Annotated in this window: 21 protein-coding genes; 7 read left to right on the top strand and 14 right to left on the bottom strand. The window is 45.1% G+C overall.

Features of this window, described 5'->3' with window-relative positions; genetic code table 11:
* Positions 1 to 94 precede the first annotated feature (94 nt).
* Positions 95 to 565 (bottom strand): hypothetical protein, encoded by a 471-nt coding sequence (locus AAGA51_RS00805; protein WP_042484858.1) that lies wholly within the window; start codon positions 563 to 565, stop codon positions 95 to 97.
* A gap of 148 nt (positions 566 to 713) precedes the next feature.
* Positions 714 to 1,481 carry a pimeloyl-ACP methyl ester esterase BioH gene (gene bioH / locus AAGA51_RS00800; RefSeq protein WP_042484855.1) on the bottom strand — a complete coding sequence of 256 codons (768 nt, stop codon included), beginning with the start codon at positions 1,479 to 1,481 and terminating at the stop codon, positions 714 to 716.
* Positions 1,482 to 1,565: 84 nt separating this feature from the next.
* On the opposite strand from bioH, the gene AAGA51_RS00795 reads away from it, so the two are divergent.
* The 4 genes from AAGA51_RS00795 (at position 1,566) to cysQ (ending at position 4,538) form a co-directional block, all read left to right on the top strand.
* Entirely contained in the window at positions 1,566 to 2,297 is a 732-nt protein-coding gene (locus tag AAGA51_RS00795; RefSeq protein WP_042484852.1) for a ComF family protein, read from the top strand.
* A 101-nt stretch (positions 2,298 to 2,398) separates the two neighbouring features.
* Complete coding sequence (gene nfuA / locus AAGA51_RS00790) at positions 2,399 to 2,983, top strand: Fe-S biogenesis protein NfuA (RefSeq protein WP_042485419.1); 585 nt, start codon at positions 2,399 to 2,401, stop codon at positions 2,981 to 2,983.
* Positions 2,984 to 3,147: 164 nt separating this feature from the next.
* On the top strand, positions 3,148 to 3,690 hold the full coding sequence (gene nudE / locus AAGA51_RS00785; RefSeq protein ID WP_042484849.1) for an ADP compounds hydrolase NudE: 543 nt from the start codon (positions 3,148 to 3,150) through the stop codon (positions 3,688 to 3,690).
* 26 nt (positions 3,691 to 3,716) lie between these two features.
* Positions 3,717 to 4,538, top strand: a complete 822-nt coding sequence (cysQ, locus tag AAGA51_RS00780) for a 3'(2'),5'-bisphosphate nucleotidase CysQ (protein WP_042484848.1) — start codon at positions 3,717 to 3,719, stop codon at positions 4,536 to 4,538.
* Between the two features lie 78 nt (positions 4,539 to 4,616).
* Here cysQ and AAGA51_RS00775 read toward each other — a convergent pair whose 3' ends face one another.
* The 12 genes from AAGA51_RS00775 to gspC all read right to left on the bottom strand — a co-directional run bounded on the left by AAGA51_RS00775 (position 4,617) and on the right by gspC (position 15,902).
* On the bottom strand, positions 4,617 to 5,375 hold the full coding sequence (locus AAGA51_RS00775) for a type II secretion system protein N (RefSeq protein ID WP_042484845.1): 759 nt from the start codon (positions 5,373 to 5,375) through the stop codon (positions 4,617 to 4,619).
* A 1-nt stretch (position 5,376) separates the two neighbouring features.
* A complete protein-coding gene (locus AAGA51_RS00770; RefSeq protein WP_042484844.1) occupies positions 5,377 to 5,886 on the bottom strand; it encodes a type II secretion system protein M in 510 nt (169 codons plus the stop codon).
* A 9-nt stretch (positions 5,887 to 5,895) separates the two neighbouring features.
* A complete protein-coding gene (gene gspL, locus AAGA51_RS00765) occupies positions 5,896 to 7,107 on the bottom strand; it encodes a type II secretion system protein GspL (RefSeq protein ID WP_042484842.1) in 1,212 nt (403 codons plus the stop codon).
* Positions 7,076 to 8,137 (bottom strand): type II secretion system minor pseudopilin GspK, encoded by a 1,062-nt coding sequence (gene gspK, locus AAGA51_RS00760; protein ID WP_042485415.1) that lies wholly within the window; start codon positions 8,135 to 8,137, stop codon positions 7,076 to 7,078. The genes gspL and gspK overlap by 32 nt, the downstream gene beginning before the upstream one ends.
* Before the next feature lie 4 nt (positions 8,138 to 8,141).
* Complete coding sequence (gene gspJ, locus AAGA51_RS00755; protein WP_042484840.1) at positions 8,142 to 8,783, bottom strand: type II secretion system minor pseudopilin GspJ; 642 nt, start codon at positions 8,781 to 8,783, stop codon at positions 8,142 to 8,144.
* Positions 8,770 to 9,123 (bottom strand): type II secretion system minor pseudopilin GspI, encoded by a 354-nt coding sequence (gene gspI / locus AAGA51_RS00750; RefSeq protein ID WP_042484837.1) that lies wholly within the window; start codon positions 9,121 to 9,123, stop codon positions 8,770 to 8,772. The genes gspJ and gspI overlap by 14 nt, the downstream gene beginning before the upstream one ends.
* Positions 9,110 to 9,679 carry a type II secretion system minor pseudopilin GspH gene (gspH, locus tag AAGA51_RS00745; protein WP_042484834.1) on the bottom strand — a complete coding sequence of 190 codons (570 nt, stop codon included), beginning with the start codon at positions 9,677 to 9,679 and terminating at the stop codon, positions 9,110 to 9,112. The genes gspI and gspH overlap by 14 nt, the downstream gene beginning before the upstream one ends.
* A 45-nt stretch (positions 9,680 to 9,724) precedes the next feature.
* Entirely contained in the window at positions 9,725 to 10,168 is a 444-nt protein-coding gene (gene gspG / locus AAGA51_RS00740) for a type II secretion system major pseudopilin GspG (protein WP_042484831.1), read from the bottom strand.
* Positions 10,169 to 10,248: 80 nt separating this feature from the next.
* Positions 10,249 to 11,469, bottom strand: a complete 1,221-nt coding sequence (gene gspF, locus AAGA51_RS00735) for a type II secretion system inner membrane protein GspF (RefSeq protein WP_042484827.1) — start codon at positions 11,467 to 11,469, stop codon at positions 10,249 to 10,251.
* Positions 11,469 to 12,959 (bottom strand): type II secretion system ATPase GspE, encoded by a 1,491-nt coding sequence (gene gspE, locus AAGA51_RS00730; RefSeq protein WP_042484824.1) that lies wholly within the window; start codon positions 12,957 to 12,959, stop codon positions 11,469 to 11,471. The genes gspF and gspE overlap by 1 nt, the downstream gene beginning before the upstream one ends.
* Positions 12,956 to 14,998 carry a type II secretion system secretin GspD gene (gene gspD, locus AAGA51_RS00725; protein WP_042484821.1) on the bottom strand — a complete coding sequence of 681 codons (2,043 nt, stop codon included), beginning with the start codon at positions 14,996 to 14,998 and terminating at the stop codon, positions 12,956 to 12,958. Before gspD ends, gspE begins: the two co-directional genes overlap by 4 nt.
* A gap of 34 nt (positions 14,999 to 15,032) precedes the next feature.
* Positions 15,033 to 15,902 carry a type II secretion system protein GspC gene (gspC, locus tag AAGA51_RS00720; RefSeq protein ID WP_042484819.1) on the bottom strand — a complete coding sequence of 290 codons (870 nt, stop codon included), beginning with the start codon at positions 15,900 to 15,902 and terminating at the stop codon, positions 15,033 to 15,035.
* A gap of 253 nt (positions 15,903 to 16,155) precedes the next feature.
* On the opposite strand from gspC, the gene hslR reads away from it, so the two are divergent.
* The 3 genes from hslR to pckA all read left to right on the top strand — a co-directional run bounded on the left by hslR (position 16,156) and on the right by pckA (position 19,418).
* The gene (gene hslR / locus AAGA51_RS00715) at positions 16,156 to 16,542 is read left to right on the top strand and encodes a ribosome-associated heat shock protein Hsp15 (RefSeq protein WP_042484817.1); all 387 of its coding nucleotides are present in this window, start codon (positions 16,156 to 16,158) and stop codon (positions 16,540 to 16,542) included.
* An 18-nt stretch (positions 16,543 to 16,560) separates the two neighbouring features.
* Positions 16,561 to 17,451, top strand: a complete 891-nt coding sequence (gene hslO / locus AAGA51_RS00710) for an Hsp33 family molecular chaperone HslO (RefSeq protein WP_042484815.1) — start codon at positions 16,561 to 16,563, stop codon at positions 17,449 to 17,451.
* Positions 17,452 to 17,789: 338 nt separating this feature from the next.
* Positions 17,790 to 19,418, top strand: coding sequence for a phosphoenolpyruvate carboxykinase (ATP) (gene pckA / locus AAGA51_RS00705; RefSeq protein ID WP_042484813.1), 1,629 nt, complete (start codon positions 17,790 to 17,792; stop codon positions 19,416 to 19,418).
* Positions 19,419 to 19,479 lie beyond the last annotated feature (61 nt).

The raw sequence follows: 19,479 nt of genomic DNA, 5'->3' as shown, positions 1-19,479 counted from the left end.
CGAATTCGAATCAAAAGAGTTAAGCTCTACAAATAAAAATCCCCATCGCATTTGCTATGGGGATTTTATTTTGTCTGCTGAGAAATGACGATATTCATAATATCGCGATCACTTCTGACGGAATATTTGGCGCTACAGCGTGACCATAGTGATACTTAATTACAGTACGCCTTCGAGCCATTTTTCCAGCAGTTACCGCATCATCAATGACACGTTTCGGTAAACGAAACCGCATTGCATAGCCTTTACCCTGCTCTTCACTATATGTGGCGAGTGCTAACAGCTCAAATAGCCTATCTAGTTCGCTGTGTCGCTCTTCTTGATAAGAGGATTGTGCTTCATGTTCAGTCACCACATCATAATCTGGATGCTCTGACGGATCCCACGACGCCCGCTTTCGCCTTTTATCATCAGCTCTTACATTACGTTCCGAGTTGGTTTTAACCAGCTCAACGGTCGGCATCACAGGCTCTCGAACTTTATTATCTCGAGCAACCTGTTCAGTCTGAACGTTCACTGATGGGGCGATAAGTGGCACACTAACGTTAGTCGGTGACACAATCATAGCCGAAACCTCCTCAGTATCGCCCAGCCCAATAAAACAGAGCTCTACTTTGTTTCATCGGGTTAGCTTATTTATCGACCAATCCGTGTAAATATTTAGCACAAAAAGAAAACATATTCATATCAGACAGCTAGCTTCTTTTTAACTATTAACTACGGGCAAATGTGATCAACTGCTGACAGAAAGCATCCAGTTCGGTCATAAATGGTGCGTGGGAAGATTCGGTGAAAATGTATTGTTCGCTGTGTGGTACAACTTGCTGCAAGTCTTGAGCGACTTTAATTGGTACCAGACCGTCTAAACGCCCGTATAAGCGCAACATAGGAACAGAAATATGAGGCAGTTGTTCACGTAAATCGACATCAGCCAGCATCTTGAGCCCTGCAAGCAAAGCGTTAGGGTTAGGAGTAGGACGAGACAACACCGCTTGCTTCAGCGTCTTTACATCTTGTCTTGCGGAAGGGCTACCCATTGCCTGCAAAGCCATAAAGCGCTCAATGGTGAGTTGGAAATCTTCAACCAACTGATCCGTAAATGCCGCAAGCACATTGGGTTGAATGCCTCGCCATGGTTTTTCTGCTGCAAACTTTGGTGAAGAGGCAACTGTCACCAGCTTGCTGACGTAATCGCTATGATGAAGCGCCATATGGGTCGCGACGAGTCCACCAAGTGACCAACCAATCCAAATCGCACTTTTAGGTGCCTGAACCATCAGAGCCTGAGCGATCTCTTCAAGGTTTTCAGCATGACAATTTGCACTGTGACCATATCCCGGTAGATCGACAACGTGAACACGAAACTGAGTCTCAAGAACATCTACTGTTTGTTGCCAAACTGCGCCATTCATTCCCCAGCCATGCACTAATACGATGTCTGTCCCACTACCACTGACTTGCCAGTACAACTCTGAAGTCATAGTCACACTCTCTCCTACTTTATTCATTCAATCCATTTTACAGAAGGCACAAGGTATTTATTCCTTCTTTTTGAGGCAAAAAGCATGTTATCCGATTGGTTTCAAAAAGCTACGCTGTTGAAATTCAAGAGCAAGACCGCCCATTGGCTATTTCCGCAATGCCCCATTTGTAAGTTGCCATTAAATAACGAAGATCCTTACGGTGTGTGTTCTGCCTGTGAGGTTTGGTATGCCTCTACACCTCGCTGCCAACGTTGCGGTTTAGCGACGCTGACACCCGTAGACATGTGTGGTCAATGCCTTTCAAAACCACCACCTTGGCACAGATTGTATTGTATCGGTGATTATCAGTTCCCGTTAAGCAATAGTATCCATCAGCTCAAATATCAGCGTCAGTTCTGGCAAGCGCAACCGCTCGCGAAACGTCTCTCAGAATGTATTGATACTCCGGCTCCCGTGATAACCAGTGTCCCCTTGCATTGGCAGCGATATCTGCGCAGAGGGTTTAATCAAAGTGACCTGATTGCCAAACACTTGGCAGCATATCTGGGAGTTAAACATCAAACGAAACTGTTTTGCCGAGAACTCAACACCCAATCACAGCAGGGACTAAGCAAGGCTCAACGTAAACGTAATTTAACTAAAGCCTTTCGTCTCAACGCTCATCCCAACAGCCTTCATGTTGGAATCGTAGACGATGTTGTCACCACAGGGAGTACTGTGCAGCATTTATGTCAACTGCTACTTGAAGTGGGCGTCGAAAGGATTGATATTTACTGCATATGCCGCACTCCAGAGCCAGAAGATCATAAGTAAAGCCCTCGCTTGAAATCAAAAGGGCTGGATTCTTCTAATCACAGGAGTAGAATGGTGACCAAATAACCTACAAATGCACTCAGGTATTCGTCGTGTCAAATATTAACACTATAACTATCACTGAATCAGCTCAGTCTCACTTTGCAAAACTGCTTTCTCAGCAACCTGAAGGCACAAACATTCGTGTTTTTGTCGTAAACCCAGGAACACAAAACGCTGAATGTGGCGTTTCTTACTGCCCACCAGAAGCGGTTGAAGCTACAGATACTGAGATTCCATTTAACGAGTTCTCTGCTTATGTTGACGAGCTAAGCCTACCTTTCCTTGAAGATGCGCTGATTGATTTTGTTACCGACAAAATGGGATCACAGCTAACGCTGAAAGCACCAAACGCGAAAATGCGTAAAGTGTCTGACGATGCAAGTCTGATTGAGCGTGTTGAATATGCGATTCAAACTCAAGTGAACCCACAACTTGCAGGTCACGGCGGCCACGTTAGCCTAGTTGAAATCACCGATGAAGGCGTTGCAATTGTTGCCTTTGGTGGCGGCTGTAACGGCTGTTCAATGGTCGATGTCACCTTAAAAGAAGGTATTGAGAAAGAGCTACTGGCTCAGTTCGAAGGTGAACTTACTGCCGTTCGCGACGCAACAGAGCATGACCGTGGTGACCACTCATACTACTAATGAGTCACGACAGAAAAGCTGATGCCAACAAGCATCAGCTTTTTTTATTTCCAGCGGTTTCTTCTTTCCAACAGGTTTTATTTCTGTCAGCGATGAAAGTGATATTTTAAGTTGAGACATTTTCTCATATAGTAAGAAAACTAATGCAGTGAAGGAGTAAGTGAATGTCATCCAAATTACCGGAGATTCTCGCCAAGAACGTAGTGGCTAAGTCAAAGCTATTTTCTATCGAAGCACTCGATCTTCGTTTTTCAAATGGAGAACAACGCACTTACGAACGAATGAAGCCCAGCGGCCGGAATGCCGTGATGATGGTTCCTGTGACCGAGCAAGGTGACCTGTTATTAGTCCGCGAATACTGTGCCGGAACAGAGCGCTATGAATTAGGCTTTCCAAAAGGTCTGATTGATCCGGGAGAAACTGCCGAAGCAGCAGCAAACCGTGAAATGAAAGAAGAAGTTGGCGTCGGCGCACACAAACTTACCGCGTTAAAAGAAGTGGTACTGGCTCCCTCTTATTTTTCGAGCAAAATGACGCTCTTTATTGCACAAGATCTATACTCTGAACAATTGGAAGGTGATGAACCCGAGCCTCTTCAAGTGGTTCGCTGGCCTTTAGCCCAAGCTGAAGAGCTGCTTACTCATATAGATTTCTGTGAAGCTCGCAGTATCACCGCCCTGATGCTTACTCTGCGTTACTTACAATAATTACCGCCAGAGTTATAGGAAAGATTATGCCAACAGCCAAAGATCTCTCTCATCTATTACCAGACGTCATCGAAATTGCTCGCTCTGCCGGTCAACTGATCCTCGATATCTACGAGAAAAAATCTTACCAAGCCTTTACGAAGAAAGACGAAACCCCTGTCACCAGCGCAGACCTAGCTGCACACAAACTGGTGATGGAACGTTTGAAAGAGTTAACACCGGATATTCCAATTCTCTCTGAAGAAGACGCAGATATCAGTTTGCAAACTCGTGAGACTTGGCAGAGATACTGGCTGGTAGATCCGTTAGATGGTACTCAAGAGTTCATCGCTCGCAGCGGCGATTTCGCTACGATTATTGCTTTAGTTGAACACAACAAACCAGTGATGGGGGTGGTCTATGGCCCAGTGTCAGGCGTGACTTATTACGCTTATGCTGGCAAAGGGGCATGGAAAATTCCTGATATGTCTGAAAGCCTGCGCATCCGTACTCACACCCATGAACTGCCTAACCAGTCGATTGCGATTGCGATTAGTCGTCGCCAGGACATCAACCGCATCACCAGCAAACTCAGCAGTGCTTGGAACTATGATTTAGTACCTTTGGGTTCTGCCGCGCTAAAAGCGTGCTTAGTGGCGGAAGGCGCGGTGGACTGTTACTTACGCTTGGGTCCAACCGGTGAGTGGGATACCGCAGCGACACAATGTATTGTTGAAGAAGCTGGCGGACGTATTTTAAATACCAACCTAAAACCGCTTTCATACAATGAGAGAGAAACCTTGGAGAATCCGAATTTCATCGTGTTAGGCGATGCGGACCTTCCTTGGGATAAAATATTGAAATGCTAATCAAGCGAGTTTGAAGTTAAAAAGGCGAGAACCCAGTTCTCGCCTTTTGCACATTTGCCACAATACATTTTAGGTTAGCTATAAGCGACCTTGACGCTTAAACGCATAACGACCTTGTGCATCAGGCTTAGGCAACCATTTAAGTTGCTGTGCTAACTGCTGAGGAAATTCTGCACCCACCTTAAACCAGCCATCAGACTGATAAGTTCGGTCAGGATTCAACTGAGCTGAAAATTCGCTGTTCACTTGAGCACTCTCTTGGCTGCCCTTGAGCTTCAACGTATTCCCACTGCACTCTAAATCCGCAATCACTTGTGCCAACTCTAACGAGCCTAGTGGCGACTCCACATTGGCGGAACTCCACGCGATTGCGCCCTGAGCAGTTGAACAAAATGGCGCTTGATAAAGGTACTCTTTGATCGATAGTTCCAACTGGCCTTGAGCGACAATAGGAACAGCCATCGGCATTTGTTGAAGAGCCACATCCGCTGGAATAGAAACCAGTGTATTCTCAGCATAAAGACCCGCTAAGCCATAACCAATCGTACCTTTTCCACGTAAACTCAGTTCACTGCCACGGCCAAAGCGGACCTCCGCTTCAGCTTTTGCCTCAAGCAAAGCCGAAGGTTTAAACTGCCAACTCACCTCACCGAAGTTGCGATTCTGCCAACGTACTTGCTCCGCTCGACCTTGCCATATAGAACCTTGAACTCCAGTTACCTGCATTTGCGAAGGTAATGGCAGGTGCTTAAACACAAACTGTGCAGGAAGGTGAACGAAAGCACTGGTGACGAATACCGCAACAAACACCATCCCGTAGCCAACAACTTTTTTCAACTTAACCGCCTCGTTTTAACTGTAAGCGCTGCACTTCAACCACACCGGCTTGTTTGCCGCGTTTGATATCCATAAAATCCACATCCACACCTTGCTGCTCTTTAAGGTAAGCAACCCAAGCAACCAGTTGAGTAAACGGAACAGGTTGTATCCACACCTGCATCATCTCTCCGCGAGGCTGCATGCGAATTAGCTCAATCTTAAATTGACGAGTAGAGGTTGTGATCACTTGATTCAGCGGCGTAGAAGTTCGCACCACACCACCTTGTTTACGCAAAGCCGTTATTTTATCTGCACTGTCAGTAACCCAAGTCAGCAGTTGCTTCTCAGTTTGAATTCGGTTTTGGGCTTGTACACTTCGCTCGTTGAGCGGCTGTAATACTCCCCAAAAAATAATCGCAACGGTCACTAAAAATCCGCAGATCGATACCATCACCTTTTCACGATGATTAATGCTTTGCCACCAATGTTGAAGTGGCGCTATTACTTTATTCGCTATTTGCTCACTCATTGCCAACACCTACTTCTGCTTCAACACAAATGAACCCGCAACCACATCGCCATTTTTGTTCACTTGACCTTGTTCAACAACAAACTGCTCTGCCAATTTCACTCTCGCTTGTTCAAAGCTTTGGAAATCTTTACTGGTGGCTTCTAGTCGGACTTCACCACGATTGCTATCGAACTTAATACTTTGCAGTTCCATGCCCTGAATACTTCTCAGCGTTGCTGGCAGTGGTGTCAACCATTGCAAAACAGAACCCTGAGCGCTTCCACCTTGCAGAGCATTCAGCTCTTCATTCATAAGGCGCTTCAGATAGCTCACTGTGGGGATTTTCTCTCGCTCAGGAAACACAACACGGAATATGCGTTCACTTTCCGCACGATAAGTCTGAACTTGTTGCTCAAGGCGGTGAGTTTCTAAAAGCTTATAGCCAATAAGCACAGCAAGGAACACAAGCGCAGCGTACGCCGCTTTCCGCCAAATACGCCAATACTTCATAGAGGAAGATTTCACTCTAAAGCTGCCCGTTAACATATTCACTTTGCTTTGCAGAGCCTGCTCAGTCAGTAATTGCATGACTAATGGCGAAGGTGTGAAATGCCAATCTTGACCATCAGCTAAGCCAAGTTCTGGTAGAGGCGTATAAGCAGTTAAAGGTAAAAAGTTGTCACCCTCTTTGACCCAGTCAGATTGACTAAATAACTCCAGCCACTCGCTATCAACGCAAATCCCCTGAGAGTCACCTTTGCGGATCAGCCACTCTTTTCCCAACTGTACTGCTGCTAACCCTTGCTGGACAGGCACGGTAAGTACATCAGGAATTACGCGTTTGACCGTCATGCCCAACGAAGCAAGTTCATCAATACAAGATTGTAAGAAATCGCGGTCAATACCAGCCACTTCGACGATATTTCCTGTCTTTTTCAGGATACTAAAGTGCATATCGTCAACATCTTGAGCCACTTCATCTTCAATCAGATAAGGCAGCATGGATTCAATTTTGCGATTTGCACCAGCGGGAATTTCCACTTGGCTCAGAACCACATCACTAGCCGACATCAAGACAATGATTGAACGCTGTTCAGCGTATGAACTCAGTTGTTCAAGTTGTTCCCAACCTGAAATTTCTCCGCTCGCAATCACTTCTTGCTGTACTGAAGACCACACCAACCAAGGGATAATGGCTTCTTTTTGACTACTCAGCCGAACGGTCAGAAACTCGCTCACTGATCCCTCCAAAGCGACGGCGAACCACCGTTGCAGTTTCTCGATTATCACTAAAAAACAGGCTGCGAAGTCTCACGCGCGCCTCATCCACTAACACTTGTACATCTAATTCAAAATACTGACTATCGACGGTTAAATAACCTTTAGCCTGATCGATGACACTCTCGCCTGTCGCAACGATTTGAGCCTCAGCTAAAAATGCATCAACACTGGCCCATCCATCAAAAGGACGATTTTTCAGCACCGCTTCCGCATTCGATTCAGATAAATTCGGACTGAACATCGCCGTTAATAACTGAGCATGTTCAGGAGCCAATGTATTCACATTTAATCGCCAGTCATCACTGGGTAATGCGCACACATAAGGAGCCACTTTCAGCATCACATCTCCACTGACTTGTTGAATAGCACGTAACTCGCTGCTATCGGCAATCAAGCTGTTGGCACTCATGTAAGCCGGTGACATTGACTCATAGTAGCTGTCTTCTACGCCGTAAGTGGTTTGTACTCGGTTATCGCTGTCAACGAACTCTCTTGTGGAATCTGCGATTACTTCCGCCGAATAATTATCCACTTCTAGCGTCTCAAGCAGTGTCTGCCAAACACGCAGAGGATAGGGCTTAGTGTTGGCACCTGAGCTGGATTCAATCGAACCCAACACATTGAGATTGAAGCAGGCTTGTTTATCGTAAATGCGCCCGCGCAACTGACCATAATCCAACGGATAAGTTTGCTCTTCTAACGCCCATACCTGACTCAAGTTAATCGTATCGCTATCCTTGTAACTCTGTTCAATCGCGACACTCGCCAAACCTTCAGCGCCTACACTATACCAATAGGCTTGCTGGTAGCTCACTTGATGGCTAGCGCGTTGAAACTGAGTAAACAATCTCTCAGACATGGTTGCCGCAATAGAAACCATAATAACCAGCAGTAGCAATACAACAATCAGTGCAACGCCGTGTTGAGAGCGACGATGTTTAGAAGAACCTCGGTGCGCTCGATTTTGCTGTGCATGGGTTTGCTGCATACCATTACGAAGCATCTTCGCCCCCTAGCACAACGCCTCCAGCCACTAAATAGATACGCTCAATCTCACCATAATCTGCCAGCGTCAGCTTTACTGCTATTGCGTTAGGTAGAGTCATACTTTGTTCCCAAGTATCGCTCCATTTGCCTTCGAAATAGAAACGCATGCTCCAGCTATCTACTTGGGTCAGTATTGGCGTAACAATACCTTCTTGTCCTACTGGCGAATCTGGATAACGCCACCAAATTTTTTCCAAAACTCCGTCTCTGATTCGGTAAGCAACTTTAGCTACTTCACCACGGGGAAACTGTTGCTGTGGGTTACTCCAACCTAAACGGGTAAATATGATTCCCTTTTGATCCGATCCCAATAGGGCATCTTGCCAAATCAAAAACTGGTTACTTGGTTCATCACCTTGAGTACGAAATTGACGCGCCGCAATTTGGCGAAAATCTGCATCCATAAGCACCACAGCTCGATTGATTTCATTCAGCCGTGTTGTTCGCTGTTGTGAAAGCTCATTGCTTCGTTGTACCTGATTTAAAACCTGGTAAGCACCGACACTCAAACTGGCAAAAATAGCGATAGCCACCAACACTTCAATCAGCGTAAAACCGTTATTTCGCATTCTTCTACTTTGCGACATAACTTCTCACCGTTGTTATAGGGCTTGCGGTCTCTTCTGCCGATACACTGATATCAAAAGCTCTTAAGTAGCCGCTGGAAGTATCGATAGGCGTGACTTTCCAAGACCAAGTTCGTCCCGCCAGTGACTCTGTGCCTTTTTTTGCTCGCAGTTCGTTTGGAGCCAGCATCACTAACGCCATTTGATTGTCTATCACCATGGAAGCAAAAGTTTTTTCTTCCAGATATTGAACCGTATTAATGTGTTGACTCACCGCTCGTATCACACTGACCGCCGCGGTAGCAAAAATGGCTAACGCAACTAACACCTCAAGCAAAGTAAAGCCTTTATGCTTTTTCATCTTGCTCTCCCGGTGCAAATAAACGTATTTGCCCATTTTCTTCAACGACAATACGCCAGCTCTCAGTAGGTGACTGCTTTGGATGAATACTGACCACAAATGGCGTCACTTCACCGCTCGATAAAATGTAAACTTGCGGTGGTGGTAGCTGCTTTTTCTCGGCAAACATCTCTTGATCAAACAAAGGTTCTGGGTCAAACATACGCTCATCCTTAACCCAAGCATTACCACCCAGCTGAAAATCGATCACTAGCTCAGAAGGGAGCTGCAACTCGGAACCAAACTGGCGTTTTTCAAGCTTCTTCCAGCCATCCTCAGATAACTCAACAAAGAGAAAAGCACGGTTTAGATCATCGACTCTCAAACCAAAATCGCGGCCACTTAAAATGGCTTCTTCATTGATAAGCTGAATTCTCTGAAACAGGCTCTGCGCTGCCAGCTTGGCTTCATCTTTCTGCGAAACTGGAAATGTGGCAATAACGGCAACGGTACTGACCGATATCAGTACGAGCACCAAAAGTATTTCCAGTAATGTAAAGCCGTGAGATTGCTTCATGAAAGAAAAGCGGGGGCTACCGCCCCCTGTCCTTAGTTATCGGTGTTATTGAAAATCCTGAATATTCCAGTTACCAATATCGGCGTTTGCGCCTTCTCCGCCTTCCTGACCATCGGCACCTAGAGAGAAAATATCAATAGCACCGTTGTCACCTGGGCTTAAATATTGGTAATCGTTACCCCAAGCATCTTTTGGTAAACGACGAATATAGCCACCATCGCGATAGTTACGAGGCTCAGGGCTAGATGGTTTGGTCACCAACGCCTCTAAACCTTGGTCTGTAGTTGGATAAACACTGTTGTCGAGCTTATACATATCCAGAGCATTCTCTAATGCAACAATATCCGTAACAGCTTTTTGCTGATCCGCTTTTTCTTTATTGCCCATTAAGTTGGGTACCACAAGGCTTGCCAAAATACCTAAGATCACAATAACAACCATGATTTCTAAAAGAGTGAAACCAGCCTGCGTTTTATTACGTTTTTTCATTTCTGCTCCGTTTCGCAAATTTGTAATTTTTGTATTTGCTAAAAATAACACTCAGCTACTCATCAAAAGCCAAGAAAGTGTTATCTCGTCATTAAATTGTTCATTTCTAGGATAGGCATTAATGTCGCCATAACGATAAACAACACCATCCCTGCCATCACCGCAATCAACGCCGGTGTAAATATGCCTAATGCGATGTTCACCGTTGATTCAAAATTGGCATCTTGGTTATCTGCTGCCCGAGTCAGCATGCTCTCCAATTCACCGCTTTGTTCACCACTGGCAATCATATGCAGCATCATTGGCGGGAAAAGTTTGCTTTCCGTTAGTGCCCTTCTAAGGCTAATACCTTCTCGAACCTTGTCTGCCGCAATAGTGACCTGGTGCTTAGCATAGTGGTTTGGCATCACATCCACCGCGATTCTCATACCGTCTAAAATAGGAATGGCACTGGAAGCGCATATCGACAAGGTGCGAGAAAATCGGGACGCATTTAAACCTCGCACAATCTTGCCAATCACTGGCCAATGCATCTGTTTTTTGTCCCAACCCATGCGTACATCCGGCTTACGCAGCATCCACTTGCACAGAGAGAAGATCGCAATTCCACCGAACAGTACTGCTAGCCCCCAGTTTTGTACGAACTCGCTCGCTGAGAGCAAAAACTGAGTCGACGCTGGCAATTGTTGATTCATCTGAACAAATTGGCCGACAATTTTCGGTACTACCGACGCTAAAAGGAAGGCAACAATACCTACCGCGAACACAACCAACACAATTGGATAAATCATGGCTTGCAGAAGTTTCGACTGCAATTTTTGGCGGTTTTCGGCGTAGTCCGCCAAGCGTTCTAGAACTGAATCTAAATGACCTGATTTTTCTCCGGCCGCTACCATAGAGCGGAACAGATCATCAAACACGTGAGGATAGTCGTTAAAACTGTCTGCCAATGTATGGCCTTCGGTCACTTTTGAGCGAACAGCCAAAAGCATGTTTCGAATATGCGGCTTTTCTGCTTGCTCAGACACAGCCATCAAACACTCAGCTAATGGCATTCCTGACTGAACCAGAGTTGAAAGCTGGCGGGTAATCAGCGCTAAATCTGCAGTGCTTATGCCTTTTTTAAAGCTGAAAGAAGAGGCACGTGCACGCTGTGATTTCACTTTGGTTTCAACTACTTCAACAGGCACTAAATTTTGTTCTTTCAGACGTTGGCGAACCTGACGCGCACTGTCACCTTCAATGACTCCGGCTTTGTTTCGCCCTTTCTCATCAAGAGCTTTATATTCAAACGCCGCCATTATGACTCCTTGGTCACTCTCATCACTTCTTCCAGTGATGTGATGCCTTGAATCACTTTATCCAAACCATCTTGACGAATACTTGGTGTGTAATCGCGAATGTGTTTTTCTATCGCTTGTTCGCCGACCTCGTCGTGTATTAGTGCCTGCACTTTGTCATCCACCAGCAACAGCTCGTGAATGCCGGTTCTTCCACGATATCCCTTGTAATTACAATGTGGGCAGCCAGTGGCTCGATAGAGTGTCAGTTGAGACTTTTTCTTCACGCCACACAGCTTTTTCTGTGACTCATCCGCTTCATAAGCTTGTTTGCAGTCGGGGCACAATGTACGCACCAAACGCTGTGCAAGTACGCCCAGCAACGAAGAAGAGAGTAAGAAAGGCTCAATACCCATATCTCGTAAGCGCGTAACAGCACCGATTGCTGTATTGGTATGCAAAGTGGACATCACTAAGTGACCGGTTAACGAGGCTTGAACAGCAATTTGGGCTGTTTCTAAGTCACGAATTTCTCCGACCATCACCACATCGGGGTCTTGTCGTAAAATCGCCCGCAAACCACGAGCAAAGGTCATATCGACTCTAGGGTTTACCTGTGTCTGACCAATGCCGTCAATATCGAATTCAATCGGGTCTTCTACGGTAAGGATATTGCGCTCATTTGAGTTAATCTCCTGCAAACCTGCATACAAGGTCGTCGATTTACCAGAACCTGTAGGACCAGTAACCAGCAAGATGCCATGCGGCCTTTCTATCAGTTTGCGGAAACTCTCTTGGATGGTTTGTGTCATGCCCAAGCTATGCAGATCCAAACGCGTAGCGTTCTTATCCAACAAACGCATCACCACACGTTCTCCGTGGGAAGACGGCATAGTCGAAACACGAACATCCACAGCTCTGCCGCCGATACGTAAGGAAATGCGGCCATCCTGAGGAACACGTTTTTCGGCAATGTCGAGTTTCGCCATCACCTTCACACGAGAAACCAACAGCGGTGCTAATTTACGGCTTGGACTTAATACTTCACGCAGCACACCGTCCACACGGAAACGAATCGATAATGATTTTTCAAACGTTTCGATATGGATATCGGATGCGCCTTCCTTAATTGCCTCACCCAGCATCGCGTTAATCAATTTAATGATAGGCGCATCGTCGTCTGATTCGAGCAAGTCTTCACTTTGAGGCAATTCTTCCGCTAATGAGAAGAAATCGTCACTGTCGGCACCGATATCTTCCATCAACTGACGAGCTTCAGAAGAGTCTCGCTGATATACCTGAGTGAGTTTACTTTCAAACTCACTGGCATTCAGTTCTACTAACTGAAAATGACCACGAACAACACGCTTCACTTCCGCGAGAGCAGAGATCGAAACTGGCGCGACGTAATAGACTGAAGCCGAAGTCTGGCTCCACTCCAAAACCATCTTGAAGCGATTGGCAAAGCTAAACGGCAATCGTCGAACAATAGACGCCACTACCTCTGTCATTGCTTCGCTTCCATCTGACCGGAATTGATTTGATCCAGAAATGCTTGGATTTCCGCTGGATGGCGGCGATCTTCACCAAACTTAGGCAATACCGGAATATTATTGTTATCCATCAGTTTTAAGCCTTCTTCGGCTTTGAATAGCTGCTCGGCACGGATGTAATTGTATTTACGCTGAGTAATACCATCCGCCGTCATGCCATCGCGGATGATGGTTGGCTTGATAAACACCATCAGGTTTTTCTTTTCAACTTGAGTACTGGTTGATTTAAACAAATAGCCCAGCACTGGAATATCTCCGAGAAATGGCACTTTGGATTCACTTTCCAAGGCTCTTTCGTCAATCAGACCGCCCAGTACCAACATCTGACCATCTTGAACCATTACTGAGGTATTTAGCTGACGCTTTGCAAAACGTACGTCTACAGCGCCATTCGCACCTAAAACGTTAGAGACTTCTTGTTCAATCTTCAGTTGAACCGAATCCCCTTCGTTAATCTGAGGAACGACTTTAAGCTTGATACCAACTTCTTTACGATCAACCGTCTGGAATGGGTTTTCGTTATTTGAACTCGATGTCGAACCTGTTAATACCGGCACTTCTTCACCAACAATAAAAGATGCTTCACCGTTATCCATAACAGTAATACTTGGAGATGACAGAATGTTAGAGTTGGAATCGCTTGATACCGCACTCAGTAAAGCAGTCCAATCGCCCATCATAATGCTGACGGCAGCACCGTTAATTCCCGAAAGAGCAGAAGCCAATGTGCTGTAATCGCCAGAAGTTGTTGAATCATAAGGACGACGATTACCCGCTGAATCGTAATAATATTCGGTAGTGGTTTGGTCTTTCGCTTCTTCTATACCAACCATTACATTACCGATTGAAGCCCCAGTGTTGCCATATTGAATAACAGAACCGCTTTCCAGCGAACCCCATTGAACACCAAGGTTGATGCCGTCACCTTCTGACATTTCCACGATCAAAGCTTCAATAAGTACCTGAGCACGACGAATATCTAATTGAGCAATCACATCCAGCATCGCATTCATAATGTCTTGCGGCGCAGTAATAACGAGTGAGTTTGTTCCTTTATGGGCAGAAATCATCACTTCGTTATTTTTTGAACTTGTCGCTTTCTGTCCGCCTTGCTGATCTTTTGCTTGTAGGTTTTCAGATACACCTTTCAGAACATCAACCAACTCCTCCGCTTGCGCGTATTTCAAATACACAACGCGGTTGTTGCCTTTGGTCGCCATCTCAACATCAAGCTGCTTGATTAATTGTCTTAGGCGTTGACGAACTTTAGGATCGCCAGAAATGAGAATCGAGTTGGTACGATCATCAGCCACCAGCTTAGGCTGCAAAAATTCAGGTGTGTTTTTCGCATCGGTGGTTTTATTTAACGCTTCAACAATACGAACCATTTCAGCCGCTGAAGCGTTTTTGAGCTCAACCACTTCAATGTCTTTATCTCCCGCTTGGTCAACACGGCGCACTATCTCAGCCAGACGATTGACCACCGCAGCACGACCTGTAATCAAAATGATATTCGCAGGATCATAATGCACTACGTTGCCAGCACCTGCGTTATCAATCAGCTGACGCAGTAATGGCGAAAGCTCTCGAACGGATACGTTTTTAACCGCAACCACTTGAGTCACAACACTATCGCCAGATGCTCGGTCATTATCCCCTAAAACCGGAACTGGCGATGTTTTGGCATCTTTTGCTTTAACGATTTTAAGGACACCGTTATCCATTTCGATCACGGCGAAACCATACACCTCAAGGACATTTAAAAAGAAGCTGTAATATTGTTCTTCATTGAGTGTGTCATAGCTGCGCACATCGATTTTCCCTCGCACCGAAGGATCTACAATGATGGTTTTTTCAAGGTTACGACCAACGATGTTGACGAACTCTTGAATATCAGTGCCTTTAAAGCTCGCACTAAATTCACTGGCTAATACTGCAGGTGAAATCAATAAGCTGCTGGCAATCAGCCACGCACTTTTTTTAAGCCAATGTTTCACAAATACTCCCTAGGCTGAAGCTGATGCATCAGTCTTACAATTGTATATAGATATCATGCTGTTGACCGTCACGAAGAACTGACAGATTAATCTCTGTCATCTCTGACACCGCAGATGCTAATTCATTCATTACTTCTGGTTTGGTTAGGTCAAACCCGTTAAATTCAATCGCTATATCACCATCTTGCAGGCCAACAGACTCAAATAACGCCGTGTCTCTACCCGGACTAACTCGGTACCCGACGATGGTATCGTCTTCTTTTACTTGAGAAAGACGAACATATTGGAAAATTTCTTGTGGATTCTTGAGAATGGCTTCACGAATCGCATCCAGTTTGTCTTCACTTTGTCTTGCATCAATAGTTGCCGGACGTTGAGCTCTAGGTTGGTTAGTACTGGAAGCTGAATTTCTCGCTGAGTAATCAATACCATCCAACATCAAAGTTTCATCTCGACCTGAATTGTCGATAATGACGCGATCAACAAATACTGCTTTCAGCTTTGCCCTTGTGCCTTCTATAACTTCGTTGATTCCGTAGGTCGACTGAGCACCTCGGTTTGCAATAACAGCCAAATTTTTGTTTACATTGCTGCTTGCCACAACACCAACAAGGACTAGGTTTAAACGAGTTTTTGGTGCATCGACAACTTTCGGCGTATCAACCACAGGTGTTGATTCTGAATACTGGCCAAACAGGCTGCCGGTTTGCAAAGTGCTAATATCAATAGTGCTAGATTTGGTTTGAGCGGAACCGACATTGGAAGGATTCCAAGCAGAGATAAGAGCTGGCTCGCTTTGAAGCGTCCAGACCATTTTCCCCAGCATCCATGCAGAAGCAGAAAGCAATACAAGAGTGAAGAAGACACTGGCTGGGTTCTGCCATTGAGAGATATTTTTCAACATATTAATTTGCCACGCAGTCGAAAATTAATTTGCTTAACTGCATTCTTCTCGCTTTCCTTGATTAATCATTTGATTTTATTAAATCCCTACCCGCTACCGCCGAATAAACAGCAGTCGAACAATATAACATTAAACAACAGAGCATGTTTTTTTCTATTATTAAATTTTCGATTCGGTTGAAAATATGATGCTTAAGCACCACTTTATTCCCAATCGAAGAGTAAAGAGCATTGATTAGAGGTCATTAAACAAAATGAGTTCCACTAACGAAGAAGTTCGGCTCGATAAATGGCTTTGGGCCGCGAGATTTTATAAAACTCGTTCAGTTGCACGAAATATGGTCGATGGTGGCAAAGTTCATTATAATGGCCAACGTTCAAAACCAAGCAAGATTGTCGAGCTTGGTGCAGTGATAACCCTGCGCCAAGGTCAAGAAGAAAAAACCGTTACCATTGACAGGATTTCGGATCAAAGGCGCGGTGCACCGGAAGCGCAAACCCTCTATTCAGAAACGCCTGAGAGTATAGAAAAACGTGAGCGTCAAGCGTTAGCACGCAAGCTAAATGCTCACAACCCAAGCCCAGATCGCCGCCCAGATAAAAAACAGCGTCGAGATCTTCTAAAATTTAAACATCAGTAAATAGCCGGATTATTCCTTATGACTACAAGCGCAAAGGCGACCAACGTATTAAATCGCTACCTATTTGAAGACTTATCAGTACGCGGTGAGCTCGTACAGCTAGATAAAGCGTACCAACAAATTATCACTAGCAAGGAATACCCAGCGCCTATCCAAACTCTGTTGGGCGAGCTACTGGTAGCCACTACTCTGTTAACCGCAACACTAAAATTTGAAGGCTCAATTACCATGCAACTGCAAGGTAATGGTCCTGTATCTTTAGCGGTAATCAATGGCGACAATAACCAACGCATCCGTGGTGTTGCACGCTGGGAAGGCGACATCGCCGACGACGCTGGTTTACACGATTTGATGGGTAAAGGTCATCTGGTCATTACCATCGAACCGAAAAAAGGCGAACGTTACCAAGGTGTGGTAGGTCTTGAAGGTGACAACATCGCTCAAGTGATTGAGAACTACTTCTTGCGCTCTGAGCAGTTAAAAACACGTTTGTGGATTCGCACGGGCGAGCATGAAGGCAAACGTCATGCTGCAGGTATGCTGCTGCAAGTCGTTCCAGACGGCACTGGTTCACCAGAAGATTTTGAGCACTTAGAGCAACTAACAAATACAGTGAAAAACGAAGAGCTTTTCACTCTTGAAGCGAACGAGTTGCTATACCGCTTATACAACCAAGAACAAGTGAAATTGTTTGAACCTCAAGAAGTTGAGTTCCTTTGTGGTTGTTCGCGTGATCGTAGCGGTGCGGCTATTGTGACTATCTCCCGAGATGAAATAAACGACATTTTGGCAGAAGAAGGATCGGTTTCTTTACATTGTGATTACTGTGGTACAACGTATTCTTTCGATTCAGCGCAAGTCGCTGAGTTGTACTCACAAGCACAAAGTGACTCAAAAACGCTGCATTAATTCACTAGGATTAACAAGCACATCATTCTCCCGCAAGAGCCAGCCTAACGCTGGCTTTTTTTGTGATCAAAACCCAATAAAATCAAGGCTCGCAAACGCCGTACAGCATACTTAATTTCTAAAAATTATTAACGATTTCCTCTGGTATCTCTTGCCAACTACAAGATAAAATACTCTGGCTAAGATATGTGACGAGTTACCTAAAACCATAGGAAATAAGTGGGTATTTTTTGAACTATCTCCCTGTTTTCCCCCCAGCCCGTTGATAGCATGGTTAGCAGATAACAATTAAAAACATTATTACAAAATCCCTACAAAAATCCTTATAAGGAGCACCTATGACCGTTATGGAACATACAAAGGCTGCACAATTAGACCTAACCCAATACGGAATTACCAACGTAACTGAAGTCATACACAACCCAAGTTATGAAACGTTATTCGCTGAAGAAACACGCTCAGATTTAGAAGGCTACGAGAAAGGCGTAGTTACTGAACTGGGAGCAGTCGCAGTAGACACTGGTATCTTTACTGGTCGTTCACCTAAAGATAAGTTTATCGTTAAAGATGACACCACGCGTGACACGCTATGGTGGACATCAGAACAAGCGAAAAACGATAACAAACCAATCAGCCAAGAAATTTGGAATGACTTGAAAGCTCAAGTAAACCAACAGCTTTCTGGCAAACGTCTGTTCGTATTTGACGGTTATTGTGGCGCTAACGCTGATACGCGTTTATGTGTGCGCTTTATTACTGAAGTAGCTTGGCAAGCACACTTCGTGAAAAACATGTTCATCCGCCCAAGCGATGAAGAATTAGCGAACTTCAAACCTGATTTCGTTGTCATGAATGGTGCTAAGTGCACCAACACCAAATGGCAAGAACATGGTCTGAACTCTGAAAACTTCACTGTGTTTAACCTGACTGAAAAAATGCAACTTATCGGCGGTACTTGGTACGGCGGTGAGATGAAGAAAGGTATGTTCGCAATGATGAATTATTTCCTTCCTCTTCAAGGCATCGCGTCTATGCACTGTTCTGCGAACATGGGTAAAGATGGCGACGTAGCGATTTTCTTTGGTCTATCTGGCACAGGTAAAACCACGCTTTCTACCGACCCTAAACGTGCATTGATTGGTGATGACGAACACGGCTGGGATGATGACGGTGTCTTCAACTTCGAAGGCGGCTGCTACGCGAAAACTATCAAGCTTTCTAAAGAAGCAGAACCAGATATCTACAACGCAATTCGTCGTGACGCTCTACTAGAAAACGTGACGGTTCGTGCCGATGGCTCTATCGACTTTGATGACGGTTCGAAAACCGAAAATACTCGTGTTTCTTACCCTATCTATCATATTGATAACATCGTTAAACCAGTTTCAAAAGGCGGCCACGCGAATAAAGTTATCTTCTTGTCAGCGGATGCGTTCGGTGTACTACCACCTGTATCTAAATTGACTCCAGAACAAACCAAATACCACTTCTTGTCAGGCTTCACTGCGAAACTAGCAGGTACTGAACGTGGTATTACCGAACCAACACCAACGTTCTCTGCTTGTTTCGGCGCGGCGTTCCTAACGCTACACCCAACTAAGTATGCAGAAGTACTGGTAAAACGTATGGAAGCAGTAGGCGCTGAAGCTTACCTCGTGAATACAGGTTGGAACGGTTCAGGCAAACGTATCTCAATTCAAGATACTCGCGGCATCATTGATGCTATTTTGGATGGTTCTATTGAAGAGGCAGAAACTAAACATGTGCCGATTTTTAATTTAGAAATTCCAACCGCACTGCCTGGCGTTGATCCTTCAATTTTAGATCCACGAGATACTTACGTTGACCCTCTACAATGGGAAAGCAAAGCAAAAGATCTTGCTACTCGCTTCATCAACAACTTCGATAAGTACACAGACAATGCAGAAGGTAAATCACTAGTCGCAGCGGGTCCGCAACTAGACTAAAACGGTCACCTCAGCATTTGACGTTTAAAAACTTAGCAAGCCCCTATTTTTAGGGGCTTTT

Source organism: Vibrio diazotrophicus (assembly GCF_038452265.1).
GTDB classification, from domain to species: Bacteria; Pseudomonadota; Gammaproteobacteria; order Enterobacterales; family Vibrionaceae; genus Vibrio; species Vibrio diazotrophicus.
The sequence above is the reverse complement of the archived record's forward strand: the minus strand, read 5'-3'. Positions and strand labels throughout refer to the sequence as shown.

Coding starts and splice junctions, on each gene's coding strand:
- nudE (WP_042484849.1), top strand. CDS start 3,148: ATGTCATCCAAATTACCGGAGATTCTCGCCAAGAACGTAGTGGCTAAG.
- gspH (WP_042484834.1), bottom strand. CDS start 9,679: ATGAAGCAATCTCACGGCTTTACATTACTGGAAATACTTTTGGTGCTC.
- AAGA51_RS00770 (WP_042484844.1), bottom strand. CDS start 5,886: ATGAGTGAGCAAATAGCGAATAAAGTAATAGCGCCACTTCAACATTGG.
- AAGA51_RS00805 (WP_042484858.1), bottom strand. CDS start 565: ATGATTGTGTCACCGACTAACGTTAGTGTGCCACTTATCGCCCCATCA.
- gspF (WP_042484827.1), bottom strand. CDS start 11,469: ATGGCGGCGTTTGAATATAAAGCTCTTGATGAGAAAGGGCGAAACAAA.
- cysQ (WP_042484848.1), top strand. CDS start 3,717: ATGCCAACAGCCAAAGATCTCTCTCATCTATTACCAGACGTCATCGAA.
- hslO (WP_042484815.1), top strand. CDS start 16,561: ATGACTACAAGCGCAAAGGCGACCAACGTATTAAATCGCTACCTATTT.
- gspK (WP_042485415.1), bottom strand. CDS start 8,137: ATGCAGCAAACCCATGCACAGCAAAATCGAGCGCACCGAGGTTCTTCT.
- gspG (WP_042484831.1), bottom strand. CDS start 10,168: ATGAAAAAACGTAATAAAACGCAGGCTGGTTTCACTCTTTTAGAAATC.
- gspC (WP_042484819.1), bottom strand. CDS start 15,902: ATGTTGAAAAATATCTCTCAATGGCAGAACCCAGCCAGTGTCTTCTTC.
- gspE (WP_042484824.1), bottom strand. CDS start 12,959: ATGACAGAGGTAGTGGCGTCTATTGTTCGACGATTGCCGTTTAGCTTT.
- gspJ (WP_042484840.1), bottom strand. CDS start 8,783: ATGTCGCAAAGTAGAAGAATGCGAAATAACGGTTTTACGCTGATTGAA.
- hslR (WP_042484817.1), top strand. CDS start 16,156: ATGAGTTCCACTAACGAAGAAGTTCGGCTCGATAAATGGCTTTGGGCC.
- bioH (WP_042484855.1), bottom strand. CDS start 1,481: ATGACTTCAGAGTTGTACTGGCAAGTCAGTGGTAGTGGGACAGACATC.
- gspI (WP_042484837.1), bottom strand. CDS start 9,123: ATGAAAAAGCATAAAGGCTTTACTTTGCTTGAGGTGTTAGTTGCGTTA.
- pckA (WP_042484813.1), top strand. CDS start 17,790: ATGACCGTTATGGAACATACAAAGGCTGCACAATTAGACCTAACCCAA.
- AAGA51_RS00795 (WP_042484852.1), top strand. CDS start 1,566: ATGTTATCCGATTGGTTTCAAAAAGCTACGCTGTTGAAATTCAAGAGC.